The sequence below is a fragment of the Pantoea sp. RCC30.1 genome, from assembly GCF_058148845.1.
Map to the genome: position 1 here is coordinate 211,660 of NZ_JBXUHX010000003.1, position 13,699 is coordinate 225,358.

General features: G+C 54.8%; 13 protein-coding genes. All 13 read right to left on the reverse strand.

Translation table 11 applies throughout. The annotated features are described in order from the left end of the window. Window positions 1–20: 20 nt before the first annotated feature. The 13 genes from phoU to atpF all read right to left on the reverse strand — a co-directional run bounded on the left by phoU (window position 21) and on the right by atpF (window position 13,617). Window positions 21–755 carry a phosphate signaling complex protein PhoU gene (gene phoU / locus AC2LB6_RS05025; RefSeq protein ID WP_003849553.1) on the reverse strand — a complete coding sequence of 245 codons (735 nt, stop codon included), beginning with the start codon at window positions 753–755 and terminating at the stop codon, window positions 21–23. A 17-nt stretch (window positions 756–772) separates the two neighbouring features. Next, complete coding sequence (gene pstB, locus AC2LB6_RS05030) at window positions 773–1,546, reverse strand: phosphate ABC transporter ATP-binding protein PstB (RefSeq protein WP_003849550.1); 774 nt, start codon at window positions 1,544–1,546, stop codon at window positions 773–775. A 45-nt stretch (window positions 1,547–1,591) separates the two neighbouring features. Continuing rightward, window positions 1,592–2,482, reverse strand: a complete 891-nt coding sequence (gene pstA / locus AC2LB6_RS05035; RefSeq protein ID WP_090966628.1) for a phosphate ABC transporter permease PstA — start codon at window positions 2,480–2,482, stop codon at window positions 1,592–1,594. After that, complete coding sequence (gene pstC, locus AC2LB6_RS05040) at window positions 2,479–3,441, reverse strand: phosphate ABC transporter permease PstC (RefSeq protein WP_490092687.1); 963 nt, start codon at window positions 3,439–3,441, stop codon at window positions 2,479–2,481. The genes pstA and pstC overlap by 4 nt, the downstream gene beginning before the upstream one ends. 86 nt (window positions 3,442–3,527) lie before the next feature. After that, a complete protein-coding gene (pstS, locus tag AC2LB6_RS05045) occupies window positions 3,528–4,571 on the reverse strand; it encodes a phosphate ABC transporter substrate-binding protein PstS (protein ID WP_490092688.1) in 1,044 nt (347 codons plus the stop codon). Between the two features lie 165 nt (window positions 4,572–4,736). After that, window positions 4,737–6,566 (reverse strand): glutamine--fructose-6-phosphate transaminase (isomerizing), encoded by a 1,830-nt coding sequence (glmS, locus tag AC2LB6_RS05050; protein WP_490092689.1) that lies wholly within the window; start codon window positions 6,564–6,566, stop codon window positions 4,737–4,739. Between the two features lie 154 nt (window positions 6,567–6,720). Beyond that, window positions 6,721–8,091, reverse strand: a complete 1,371-nt coding sequence (glmU, locus tag AC2LB6_RS05055) for a bifunctional UDP-N-acetylglucosamine diphosphorylase/glucosamine-1-phosphate N-acetyltransferase GlmU (RefSeq protein WP_490092690.1) — start codon at window positions 8,089–8,091, stop codon at window positions 6,721–6,723. A gap of 160 nt (window positions 8,092–8,251) precedes the next feature. Continuing rightward, entirely contained in the window at window positions 8,252–8,671 is a 420-nt protein-coding gene (locus AC2LB6_RS05060; RefSeq protein ID WP_008926374.1) for a F0F1 ATP synthase subunit epsilon, read from the reverse strand. Window positions 8,672–8,695: 24 nt separating this feature from the next. Next, window positions 8,696–10,093: a F0F1 ATP synthase subunit beta gene (gene atpD, locus AC2LB6_RS05065; protein WP_490092691.1), complete on the reverse strand. Its 1,398-nt coding sequence runs from the start codon at window positions 10,091–10,093 to the stop codon at window positions 8,696–8,698. Window positions 10,094–10,123: 30 nt separating this feature from the next. Further along, window positions 10,124–10,990 carry a F0F1 ATP synthase subunit gamma gene (atpG, locus tag AC2LB6_RS05070; protein WP_490092692.1) on the reverse strand — a complete coding sequence of 289 codons (867 nt, stop codon included), beginning with the start codon at window positions 10,988–10,990 and terminating at the stop codon, window positions 10,124–10,126. Window positions 10,991–11,042: 52 nt separating this feature from the next. Continuing rightward, entirely contained in the window at window positions 11,043–12,584 is a 1,542-nt protein-coding gene (gene atpA, locus AC2LB6_RS05075) for a F0F1 ATP synthase subunit alpha (RefSeq protein WP_003849532.1), read from the reverse strand. A gap of 14 nt (window positions 12,585–12,598) precedes the next feature. After that, on the reverse strand, window positions 12,599–13,132 hold the full coding sequence (gene atpH / locus AC2LB6_RS05080) for a F0F1 ATP synthase subunit delta (RefSeq protein ID WP_090966638.1): 534 nt from the start codon (window positions 13,130–13,132) through the stop codon (window positions 12,599–12,601). 14 nt (window positions 13,133–13,146) lie between these two features. After that, window positions 13,147–13,617 carry a F0F1 ATP synthase subunit B gene (atpF, locus tag AC2LB6_RS05085; RefSeq protein ID WP_003849528.1) on the reverse strand — a complete coding sequence of 157 codons (471 nt, stop codon included), beginning with the start codon at window positions 13,615–13,617 and terminating at the stop codon, window positions 13,147–13,149. Between the last annotated feature and the right edge of the window lie 82 nt (window positions 13,618–13,699).

Below are 13,699 nucleotides of genomic sequence, written 5' to 3' on the forward strand. Positions count from 1 at the left end.
AGGCGCAGAGATGAGGTTTATCAGGAAGGTTTGTTGCTGCCGTCGTCGCCCGACAGTAATTCATCGAGACGGTCACCGCCAACGTGACGGAAATCCTGACCTTTGACGAAATAGAAGATGATTTCGCAGATGTTCTGGCAACGATCGCCGATGCGCTCAATGGCGCGAGCGCAGAACAGCGCCGTCAGCACGCTGGGAATCGTGCGAGGATCTTCCATCATGTAGGTCATCAGCTGACGCACAATGCCTTCGTACTCTTTATCCACCTTTTTATCTTCACGGTAGATAGTGATCGCTTCATTGAGATCCATGCGGGCAAAGGCGTCCAGCACATCATGCAGCATCTGCACGGTGTGACGACCCAGCGACTCGAGACTCACCAGCAGCGGAAGATGCTGCTGACCAAACTTCTCAAGCGCCGTGCGGCTGATTTTCTCCGCCACGTCGCCAATGCGCTCCAGCTCGGAAATGGTTTTGATGATCGCCATCACCAGTCGCAAATCGATCGCGGTCGGCTGACGTTTGGCGATGATGCGCACGCAGGCTTCATCAATCTCCACTTCCATCATATTGACCTTCTGGTCGCCGTCGATCACCCGCTGCGCCAGTTCGCCATCCAGATTATGCATCGCGGTAATGGCATCGGTCAGCTGCTGCTCGACCATGCCACCCATGATCATCACCTGGGTACGGATATGCTCCAGCTCGGCATTGAACTGACCGGAGATGTGCTTATTCAGATTCAGATTATCCATGTCGATCTCCTGTCAGATCAGCCGTAACGGCCAGTAATGTAGTCTTCAGTTTGCTTCTGCGCTGGCTTGGTGAACAGCGTGTCGGTGTCGCTGAACTCAATCAGTTCGCCCAGATACATGAAAGCGGTATGGTCAGAGCAGCGTGCTGCCTGCTGCATATTGTGCGTCACGATCACCACGGTGTAATCCTGCTTCAGCTCGGTGATCAGCTCTTCAATACGGCCGGTAGAGATGGGATCCAGCGCGGAGCAGGGCTCATCCAGCAGCAACACTTCCGGGCGAATTGCGATACCGCGTGCAATGCACAGACGCTGCTGCTGGCCGCCGGAGAGACTGTAACCGCTCTGATGCAGCTTGTCTTTGGTTTCATTCCACAGCGCCGCTTTGGTGAGCGCCCACTGTACGCGCTCATCCATATCGGCACGCGACAGCTTTTCAAACAGGCGCACGCCAAAGGCGATATTGTCATAGATCGACATCGGGAACGGCGTCGGCTTCTGAAACACCATGCCGACGCGGGCGCGCAGCAGCGCGATATCCTGCTGAGTCGCCAGAATGTTTTCGCCATCCAGCAGAATGTCCCCTTCGGCCCGCTGCTCCGGATAGAGTGAGTACATTTTATTGAAGGTACGCAGCAGGGTCGACTTACCACAGCCCGAGGGCCCGATAAACGCGGTGACCTCATTCTTAGCGATATCCAGGTTGATGTTCTTCAGCGCATGAAACTTGCCGTAATAGAAGTTCAGATTACGGACCTGAATTTTATCGGCTGATGCTGTCGCGATACTCATAATTCATCTCTCTTATTACGGCGCCGCACAGGGCCGCACCGGAAGTTAACCGTGTTTACCTTTGGCGAAAATCACCCGCGCCACAATGTTCAGCAACAGCACGCAAAGAGTAATAATCAGCACACCTGCCCAGGCCAGGCTCTGCCATTCGGCGAACGGGCTCATGGCGAACTTGAAGATGGTGACCGGCAGGTTCGCCAGCGGCTGCATCATGTCGGTGCTCCAGAACTGGTTCGACAGCGCCGTAAACAGCAGCGGGGCCGTTTCACCTGCAATGCGGGCAATCGCCAGCAGCACGCCAGTGATGATGCCGGAAACCGAGGCTTTTAGGGTGATGGCCGAGATCATCTTCCACTTAGGCGTGCCAAGCGCGTAAGCCGCTTCACGCATGCTGTCTGGCACCAGACGCAGCATGTTTTCGGTGGTACGAATCACAATTGGCACCTGCAGCAGCGCCAGCGCAATCACCCCGGCCCAGCCGGAGAAGTGCTGCATCTTCGCTACCACCAGGGTGTAGACGAACAGGCCGACCACAATTGAGGGTGCCGAAAGCAGAATGTCGTTAATAAAGCGGATCACTTCTGACAGGGCCGATTTGCGCCCATACTCCGCCAGATAGATACCCGCCATGATGCCCAGTGGTGTGCCAAAGAAAGTAGACCAGAAAATCAGTAATCCACTGCCGGCCAGGGCATTCGCCAGACCGCCGCCCGCGGTATTCGGCGGTGGCGTTGATTCGGTGAACAGGGACCAGGAAAGCCCATCTACGCCGCGCGTGACGGTGGTGAACAGGATCCACACCAGCCAGAACAGGCCAAATGCCATGGTCAGCAGCGACAGCGACAGCGCAATTTTATTTTTAGTGCTGCGCCAGGACTGCATTTTACGGCGTGATGCGTCCAGTTCGGCGCGCGCCTGAATTTCAATCGTGGTCATGAGCGCGCTCCTTCACTTTTCTGCAGTCGCATAATCATCAGCTTTGAAATCGCCAGCACGATAAAGGTAATCACAAACAGGATCAGTCCCAGCTCCATCAGCGCGGCGACATGAACGCCCGACTCCGCTTCAGCGAATTCGTTGGCCAGCGCCGAGGTGATGCTGTTACCCGGCATAAACAGCGACGGGCTGTCGAGCTGGTAGGTGTTGCCGATGATAAAGGTCACCGCCATGGTCTCGCCCAGCGCACGACCCAGTCCCAGCATTACGCCGCCAATCACGCCATTTTTAGTAAACGGCAGTACGACGCGCCAGATCACTTCCCAGGTGGTGCAGCCGATGCCGTAGGCTGACTCTTTCATCATTACCGGGGTCTGCTCAAACACGTCGCGCATGACCGAGGCGATATACGGGATGATCATAATTGCCAGAATCACCCCCGCCGCGAGAATACCGATACCAAAAGCGGGGCCAGAGAAGAGCTCGCCGACAATCGGAATACCTGACATCACGTCGTTAACCGGGGTCTGAAAATATTCGGCAAACAGCGGCGCGAAAACAAACAGGCCCCACATGCCGTAAACGATACTCGGGATAGCCGCCAGCAGCTCAATGGCGGTGCCCAGTGGGCGACGCAGCCAGGCGGGTGAGAGTTCGGTCAGGAACAGCGCGATACCAAAACTCACTGGCACGGCGATAATCAGGCCGATGGTAGAGGTCACAAGGGTGCCGTAGATCGGTACCAGTGCGCCAAATTGTTCGTTAGGCGCATCCCAGGTTTTGGTCCACAAAAAGGCGAAACCAAACTTCTGGATGCTGGGCCACGAGGAGATGATCAGGGAGACAATAATGCCACCCATCAGTAACAGCACAATCAGCGCAGCCAGCCTGACCAGCGCGCCAAAAATCTTGTCACCTTGTTTACCTGGGGCTTTGAATGCCGGCTTCGTTGCAGCCATAGAAGTCTCAGTCTTCAGAAGTTATCAGGGCGGCATGAGCCGCCCGTTGGGTCTGACCGGAACACTGCCCGGTCAGGGTCGGTCAATTACTGATAAAGCGCTTTACCAGAACTGTCTTTGATGTTGGCTTTCCAGGCGGCGCGAATCTGCTCGGTCACGCTCTCTGGCAGCGCAGCATAATCCAGCGCAGTGGCGGTTTTGCTGCCTTTCTTATAAGCCCAGTCGAAGAATTTCAGCACTTCAGCGCCTTTGGCCGCATTCGCCTGATCTTTGTAGATCAGAATGAAGGTGGTTGAGGAGATTGGCCAGGCATCAGCGCCCTTCTGGAAGGTCAGATCCTGTGCGAACGATTTGCTCCAGTCAGCGCCTTTCGCGGCATTACTGAAGCTTGTCTCGCTTGGTGCGACCGCTTTACCATCGGCATCGACCAGTTTGGTGTAGGTCAGGTTGTTCTGTTTGGCGTAGGCATATTCCACGTAGCCAATTGAACCTGGCAGACGCTGAACAAACGCGGCGACGCCGTCGTTGCCTTTGCCGCCCAGGCCCACTGGCCAGTTAACGGTGTTGCCTTTACCAATTTTGCTGTTCCAGTCCTGGTTCACTTTCGCCAGATAGCTGGTGAAGACGAATGAGGTGCCTGAACCATCAGCGCGACGCACCACGTTGATGTTGGTCTCTGGCAGTTTTACGCCCGGGTTAAGTTTGGCGATCGCCGGGTCGTTCCACTTTTTGATGGTGCCGAGGTAGATATCACCGACTGTTTTGCCATCCAGCGTCAGCTGGCCTGACTTGATGCCTGGCAGGTTAACCGCCAGTACCACGCCACCGATGACGGTAGGGAACTGGAACAGGCCATTTTTCTGCAGATCTTCATCTTTCATTGGCGCATCGGACGCACCGAAATCAACGGTTTTGGCGATGATCTGTTTAACGCCGCCAGATGAACCGATGCCCTGGTAGTTGATTTTGCTACCGGTGGCTTGCTGATATTCTGCTGCCCACTTGGCATAAACCGGCGCCGGGAACGTCCCGCCTGCGCCAGTGAGATCGGTGGCCGCAAAAGCAGATACCGCGCTTACGGCGAAGGTGGTGGCGAGGATTCGGGCTACGGTGCTACGCATCAGTGTCATGTTCCCTCCAGGGGAGAAAAGTCAGGCCTGGGGCCGTTTTAGTAAGAATCTGTGATTGCTGCAGGAGGGAAAATAGGACAGTTTGATGACAGTGAAATGTACGAAATATGACAGTTATATGACAGAGAGCCAGAGTAAAGTGGGCCCGCGACGGGGCCCACCAGGTTATTCCACAGTAACCGATTTTGCCAGGTTACGTGGCTGATCGACGTCGGTCCCTTTGATCAGGGCGACGTGATAGGAGAGTAACTGTAGCGGCACAGTGTAGAAGATAGGCGCAATCACCTCTTCGACATGCGGCAACGGGATGATCTTCATCCCGTCACTGTCGCTGAAGCCCGCATCCTGATCCGCAAATACATAGAGCAGGCCGCCGCGTGCACGTACCTCTTCGATGTTGGATTTAAGCTTCTCCAGCAGTTCGTTGTTAGGTGCCACCACGATCACCGGCATGTCCGCATCAATCAGCGCCAGCGGGCCATGTTTCAGCTCGCCTGCGGCATAGGCTTCCGCATGAATGTAAGAGATCTCTTTGAGCTTCAGCGCCCCCTCCATGGCAATCGGATATTGATCGCCACGCCCCAGGAACAGCGCGTGATGCTTGTCAGAGAAGCCTTCTGCCAGATTCTCAATCAGCTTATCCTGCGCCAGCATCTGCTCAATCCGGTTCGGCAACGCCTGCAGTGCATGAACGATCTCATGTTCAGTATCGGCAGACATCCCTTTCAGACGGCCCAGTTTCGCCACCAGCATCAGCAGTACTGCTAACTGGGTGGTGAACGCTTTGGTGGAGGCGACGCCAATTTCGGTGCCCGCTTTGGTCATCAATGCCAGGTCAGATTCCCGCACCAGTGACGAACCGGCTACGTTGCAGACCGCCAGCGAGCCCAGGTAGCCCAGCTCTTTAGAGAGACGCAGCGCCGCCAGGGTATCTGCCGTTTCACCCGACTGCGACAGGGTGATCAGCAGGCTGTTTTTGCGAACGGCTGACTTGCGATAACGGAACTCGGAGGCGATCTCCACATCACAGGGCAGATTGGCCAGTGACTCAAACCAGTAGCGTGACACCATGCCGGAGTTGTAGGAGGTACCGCAGGCGATAATCTGGATATGCTCCACCTGGCTCAGTAGCGCTTCTGCGCCTGCGCCCAGTTCGCTGAGGTCAACCTGCCCCTGGCTGAACCGGCCGCTGAGGGTGCTTTTCAGCGCCATCGGCTGTTCGTAAATCTCTTTCTGCATGTAATGACGGTAAATACCTTTGTCACCGGCATCATATTGCAGGTTCGATTCGATCTCGGCACGCGTCACGGTGTTGCCTTCACGGTCAATAATCGTGACATCACGGCGACTGATCTCGGCGATATCCCCCTCTTCCAGATAGATGAACCGGCGGGTCACCGGCAGCAGAGCCAGCTGATCCGAGGCGATAAAGTTTTCACCCATCCCACGGCCAATAACCAGCGGGCTGCCGGAACGGGCCGCCACCAGCAGTGACGGATCGCGACTGTCCATGATCACCATGCCATAGGCACCGCGCAGCTGCGGAATCACGCGCAGCACCACTTCACGCAGTGAACCGCCCTGCCTCTGCTCCCAATGAACCAGATGCGCTACCACTTCGGTATCGGTTTCAGAGGCAAAGACGTAACCGCGCTCGATCAGCTCAGCACGCAGCGGCTCATGGTTTTCAATGATGCCGTTGTGCACGATGATGATGTGCTCTGAGATGTGCGGATGCGCATTCGCTTCCGATGGCTCACCATGAGTTGCCCAGCGAGTGTGCGCAATGCCGGTGCCACCAATCAGCGGCTGCTGTTCAGCGGCTGCCGCCAGTTTCTGCACTTTTCCTAACCGCCGCAGGCGCGTGACGTGTCCCTGACGATCGACCACGGCCAGACCGGCCGAATCATATCCGCGATATTCAAGACGACGCAGACCTTCCAGCAGAATTTCTGCGATATCGCGTTGTGCTACTGCACCAACAATTCCACACATAATGATGTTTTCCTGACTACATGGCTTTTCGCCACTTCTGTTGTCATGCGACCTGATATCCGGCTTTGCCGGTTCCCCGAGCCTTGTAGAGAGTGGGGATTATAGTTTTGGCACTGCACTGCATCGGCCCGCATAAAGCGGGCCGTTAAAAAAATTATTTTTTCTTCACCGGACGCTGCCAGTCCGCTTTGTGATTCTGTTCTTTACGGTTATAAACCAGACCGGCCTCGGTCACATCCTTCATGATGGTCGTGCCCGCCGCAATGGTGGTGCCTGCCGCGACGCTGACCGGGGCCACCAGTTGAGTATCTGAACCTACAAATACGTCATCGCCAATCACGGTTTTGAATTTGTTCGCGCCATCGTAGTTGCAGGTGATAGTGCCTGCACCGATGTTCACGTTGTCGCCAATCTCCGCATCACCGAGATAGGAGAGGTGACCCGCTTTCGATCCCTTACCCAGACGCGCTTTCTTCATTTCGACGAAGTTGCCCACGTGGGCGGCCTGCGCCAGCTCGCTGCCAGGACGCAGACGGGCAAATGGCCCGACGGTACAGGCGGTGGCGAGATTAGCATCCTCGATCACCGTATAGGGGCTGATTTCACAATCATCGCCAATCACGCTGTTTTTGATGATGCAGCCCGCGCCAATTTTGACGCGCGAGCCCAGCGTGACCTGACCTTCAATAATGACGTTAGTGTCGATTTCAACATCACGTCCATGCGTCAGCGTTCCACGCAGGTCAAAACGCGCCGGATCGCGCAGCATCACGCCGGCCAGCAGCAGTTTTTCCGCCTGTTCAGCCTGGTAAGTGCGTTCTAATGTCGCCAGCTGCAGCCGGTTATTCACGCCATCGGTTTCACTGATGCGGTCAGGATGGACCGCGTTGATCACCCGACCTTCCTGATGCGCCAGCGCGATAATATCGGTAATGTAATACTCACCCTGCGCATTGTTGTTGGTGAGCTGCGCAAGCCAGCGTTTTAAATCGCCGCCGTTGGCGATCAGGATGCCGGTGTTGATCTCTTTAATGGTGAGCTGCGCCGGGCTGGCATCTTTCTGTTCGATAATCCCAGTGATAGTGTCGTTCTCACGCACAATACGGCCATAGCCGGTAGGGTCATCCAGTACCACGGTGAGTAAGCCAATGCCGCCCTGCGGTTTTGCTTCTCGCAGACGCTGTAATGTCGCCTGCGTGATCAGCGGCACGTCGCCATAGAGCATCATGATATCTTCATCATCGGCGAAGGCAGGCGCGGCCTGCTGCATCGCATGACCGGTGCCGAGCTGTTCAGCCTGCAGCACCCAGTTAAGCGAGCAGTCAGTGAGGGTCGCTTTCAGACGATCGCCGCCGTGTCCGTAAACCAGATGCACCTGTTGTGCGCCCAGCCCTTTGGCGGCATCAATGACGTGCTGAACCATCGGTTTGCCTGCCAGCGTATGCAGAACTTTAGGCAGATCGGAATACATACGGGTGCCCTTGCCAGCAGCAAGGATCACCACACTCATCGCACTGTTAGACATAACTATCCTGAGTGAATTTTTACGGGTGAAAGTAAAACGGTTTGAGGTTGAGATTACTACATTTTTCTCAGGCCGAAATTAGGCGGACAGGCAGATCGGGCGCCGCAGACAAAAAAAATGCCAGCCCGAGGGCTGGCATTTCGTGACGCATAAAGCTGGATTACATCGCTTTTTTGGTCAGTTCGATCACGCGCAGTTTAGCAATGGCTTTCGCCAGCTCAGCAGAGGCCTGAGCATAGTCCACGTCGCCGTGGCTGCTGTTCATGTGCTCTTCTGCTTTGCGTTTTGCTTCCAGAGCACGCGCTTCGTCCAGATCGGTACCGCGGATCGCGGTATCGGCCAGAACGGTGCTGCTGCCCGGTTGCACTTCCAGCACGCCGCCAGAGAGGTAGATATACTCCTCTTCGCCGTGCTGTTTCACGATACGGATCATTCCAGGCTTAATGGCAGTCAGCAGCGGCGCATGGCCAGGGAAAATCCCCAGTTCACCTTCGCTACCTGACACCTGAATTTTCTGTACCAGACCAGAGAATAACTGCTCCTCTGCGCTGACCACATCCAGGTGATAAGTCATAGCCATAATCTTCCTCCCGGGAAACCGTTATTACAGTTTCTTCGCTTTTTCCACGGCTTCTTCGATGGCGCCAACCATGTAGAAGGCCTGCTCTGGCAGGTGGTCGAACTCACCTTCCATGATGCCTTTAAAGCCACGGATAGTGTCTTTCAGCGTAACGTATTTACCCGGTGAACCGGTGAATACTTCCGCAACGAAGAACGGCTGAGACAGGAAGCGCTGAATCTTACGCGCACGTGCCACCAGCAGTTTGTCTTCTTCAGACAGCTCATCCATACCGAGGATGGCGATGATGTCTTTCAGTTCCTGATAACGCTGCAGCAGTGACTGAACGCCACGCGCAACATCATAGTGTTCCTGACCGACAACCAGCGGATCCAGCTGACGGCTGGTGGAGTCCAGCGGGTCAACGGCCGGGTAGATACCCAGAGAGGCGATCTGACGGCTCAGCGTTACCGTTGAGTCTAAGTGCGCAAAGGTGGTTGCTGGTGACGGGTCAGTCAGGTCATCCGCAGGGACGTAAACGGCCTGTACGGAGGTGATTGAACCAGTCCTGGTGGAGGTAATACGCTCCTGCAACACACCCATCTCTTCTGCCAGCGTTGGCTGGTAACCTACCGCAGATGGCATACGACCCAGCAGTGCAGAAACTTCTGTACCGGCCAGGGTATAACGGTAGATGTTATCGATGAACAGCAGAACGTCGCGGCCTTCATCACGGAATTTTTCCGCCATGGTCAGACCTGTCAGTGCTACGCGCAGACGGTTACCCGGCGGCTCGTTCATCTGGCCATAGACCAGAGCAACTTTATCGATAACGTTTGAGTCAGTCATTTCGTGGTAGAAGTCGTTACCCTCACGAGTACGCTCACCCACACCAGCAAACACTGAGTAACCTGAGTGTTCAGCTGCGATGTTACGGATCAGTTCCATCATGTTGACGGTTTTACCTACACCCGCACCACCGAACAGACCCACTTTACCGCCTTTGGCAAACGGACACATCAGGTCGATAACCTTGATGCCGGTTTCCAGCAGTTCCTGCGAGTTAGACTGATCTTCATAAGAAGGCGCTGCGCGGTGAATAGAGGCGATCTCTACTGCGCTGCCATCTTCTTCTTTCAGCTCGCCTTTCATGTCGATAGGCTCGCCGAGAACGTTCATGATACGGCCCAGAGTCGCTTTACCGACTGGTACCTGAATTGGTTTCTGCAGGTCGTTGACGTTCAGACCACGCTTCAGGCCGTCAGACGTACCCATTGCGATGGTACGTACTACGCCGCCGCCCAGCTGCTGCTGTACTTCCAGCACCAGACGCGCATCACCATTCATAACCTCGAGGGCGCTGTACACTTGCGGTACCGCGTCCTGAGGGAATTCGACGTCAACAACGGCGCCGATAATCTGGACAATCTTTCCAGTTGCCATCTTGAATCCTCTACCTAATTCCAAACCTGGTTAAACCGCGGAGGCCCCCGAGACGATCTCGGTAAGTTCCTGGGTGATGCTGGCCTGACGAGCTTTGTTGTAAACCAACTGCAGCTCTTTGATCAGATTTCCGCCGTTATCGGTTGCGGCTTTCATCGCTACCATACGTGCGGCCTGCTCACTGGCCAGATTTTCCACCACACCCTGATAAACCTGCGATTCGACATAACGACGCAGCAGGGTATCCAGCAGCGCTTTCGGATCGGGTTCGTACAGGTAATCCCAGGTCTTCGCCTTCATCTCTTCTTCACCTTCCGCTGGCGCTAACGGCAGCAGTTGGGTGATGGTCGGAGTCTGAGACATGGTGTTATTGAACTTGTTACTGACGATCATCAGTTTGTCGATGCGGCCTTCATCATAAGCCTGCAACATCACTTTTACCGGGCCAATCAGATCAGACAGGGCAGGTTTATCGCCCATGCCACTGACTTGCGCCACGATGTTGCCACCCACAGCATTGAAGAATGACGCCCCTTTTGAACCGATAATCGACAGATCGCTCTGCACGCCTTTATCGGACCAGGACTTCATATCCGCCAGTAATTTTTTGAACAGGTTAATGTTCAAACCACCACAAAGCCCGCGGTCTGTTGAAACGACCAGGTAGCCGACGCGCTTCACGTCGCGCTCTTCCAGGTAAGGGTGCTTGTATTCCAGATTACCCAACGCAAGGTGACCAATCACTTTGCGCATGGTGTCTGCATACGGACGGCTGGCCGCCATGCGTTCCTGCGTTTTACGCATCTTGGAGGCGGCGACCATTTCCATCGCTTTCGTGATCTTCTGCGTGTTTTTCACGCTTCCAATCTTGCTTCGTATCTCTTTTGCGCCGGCCATTAGCTTCTCCTCAAAGCCTTGCGGCCTGCCTTTTCAGACAAGCCGCCAGACATTACCAGGACTGGGTTGCTTTAAACGTATCGATCAGGCCTTTCAGCTTCGCTTCGATATCGTTGTTAAAGTTACCCGACTGGTTGATTTCAGCCATCAGCTCAGCGTGGTCGCGATCGGCGAAGGCCAGCAGTGCAGCTTCGAAGCTGCCAATTTTTGCCAGTTCAACGTCGTTCAGGTAGCCACGCTCTGCAGCGAACAGAACCAGACCCTGCTGCGCGACAGACATCGGCGCATACTGTTTCTGCTTCAGCAGCTCGGTCACTTTCTGACCGTGGCTCAGCTGTTTGCGGGTTGCATCGTCCAGATCAGATGCGAACTGCGAGAACGCCGCCAGTTCACGATACTGTGCCAGCGCGGTACGGATACCACCGGACAGTTTCTTGATGATCTTGGTCTGTGCAGCACCACCTACGCGGGATACCGAAATACCTGGGTTAACTGCCGGACGAATACCGGAGTTGAACAGGTTCGATTCCAGGAAGATCTGACCATCAGTAATCGAGATTACGTTGGTCGGAACGAACGCAGAAACGTCGCCCGCCTGGGTTTCGATGATCGGGAGCGCGGTCAGTGAACCGGTTTTACCTGTCACTGCGCCATTGGTGAAACGCTCAACATAATCAGCGCTTACGCGTGATGCACGTTCCAGCAGACGAGAGTGGAGATAGAACACGTCGCCAGGGAAAGCTTCACGGCCTGGTGGACGGCGCAGCAGCAGAGAGATTTGACGGTAAGCGATAGCCTGCTTGGAGAGGTCATCGTATACGATCAGCGCATCTTCACCGCGGTCACGGAAGTATTCGCCCATCGCACAACCCGCGTACGGAGAGAGATACTGCAATGCAGCTGATTCAGAAGCAGACGCCACAACAACGATGGTGTTCTGCAGTGCGCCATGCTCTTCCAGCTTACGAACCACGTTAGAGATGGTTGAGGCTTTCTGACCAATCGCAACGTAGACACACTTGATACCTGAATCGCGCTGGTTGATGATCGCATCGATCGCCATCGCGGTTTTACCGGTCTGACGGTCACCGATGATCAGCTCACGCTGGCCACGGCCGATTGGAATCATCGCATCGACCGACTTATAACCGGTCTGAACCGGCTGGTCGACTGACTGACGATCGATAACGCCAGGTGCAATCACTTCGACTGGTGAGAAACCGTCGTTGTCGATTGCGCCTTTACCGTCGATAGGAGCACCCAGGGTGTTCACGACGCGGCCCAGCAGGCCACGGCCTACCGGTACTTCAAGAATACGGCCAGTACACTTAACCTTCATGCCTTCAGCAAGGTCAGCGTAAGGACCCATCACCACTGCACCAACCGAGTCACGCTCGAGGTTCAGGGCGATAGCGTAACGGTTACCCGGCAGGGCAATCATCTCACCCTGCATCACATCGGCCAGGCCGTGTACGCGGATGATACCGTCACTTACAGAAACAATCGTACCTTCGTTGTGAGCTTCACTCACGACATTGAACTGAGCAATGCGCTGCTTGATCAGTTCGCTGATTTCGGTGGAATTCAGTTGCATATGCTCCAGTCCCCTTAAGACTGCAAGACGTCAGCCAGACGGTCAAGACGGCCGCGTACGCTGCCATCAATAACCAGATCACCCGAACGGATGATCACGCCTGCCATCACAGACTTATCAATTTTGCAATTCAGCTTAACTTTGCGTGACAGACGTTTTTCCATCGCGGCGCTGATTTTATTCAGCTGGTCGTCACTCAGCGTACTGGCGGAGATAACATCAACTTCAGCGGTGGCTTCATAAGCGTCACGCAGTTCGATGTATTGAGCCAGTACAGCCGGAAGCGCTGTCAAACGTCCGTTTTCCGCCATCACCTTAATCAGGTTCTGCGCGGGTTCATCCAGTTGATCACCACAGACTGCGTTAAACGACGCTGCCAGCGCTTCGGGTGCTAATGCACCTGAGAGAAGATCAGCCATCTGTTCATTGCGAGCCACTTCTGCGGCAAACGCCAGCATCTGTTGCCAGCGTTCTATACTTTGATGCTCAACAGCAAAGTCAAAAGCTGCTTTGGCGTAGGGGCGAGCTACAGTAATCAGATCAGACATCAGCCCCTCCCTCCTTACAGTTCAGCGACCAGTTTATCAACGATGTCGCTGTTAGCAGCTTCATCCACGGAGCGTTCGATGATCTTCTCGGCGCCGGCCATAGCCAGCAACGCAACCTGCTTACGCAGTTCTTCACGCGCACGTTTGCGTTCGGCATCAATTTCAGCCTGCGCTTGTGTCACGATGCGATTACGTTCGTTTTCAGCTTCGGTTTTGGCTTCGTCCAGAATCTGCGCGCGACGCTTGTTCGCTTGCTCGATAATGACCTGAGCGTCTTCTTTGGCTTTTTTCAGCTGGTCGGTCGCATTAGCCTGCGCGAGATCCAAATCTTTCTTAGCACGTTCAGCAGAAGCAAGGCCTTCAGCAATTTCTTTCTGGCGCTTTTCGATAGCAGCCATAAGCGGCGGCCATACGTACTTCATGCAGAACGCGACAAACAGGATGAACGCGATAGCCTGGCCGAGGATTGTTGCATTAATGTTCACAGCACAATGCCTCTAGATTGAGTATTTAACTTTTCTGCCGTTATCAACGATAAGCGGCAGAATCCGTTCACCCTTGCACATT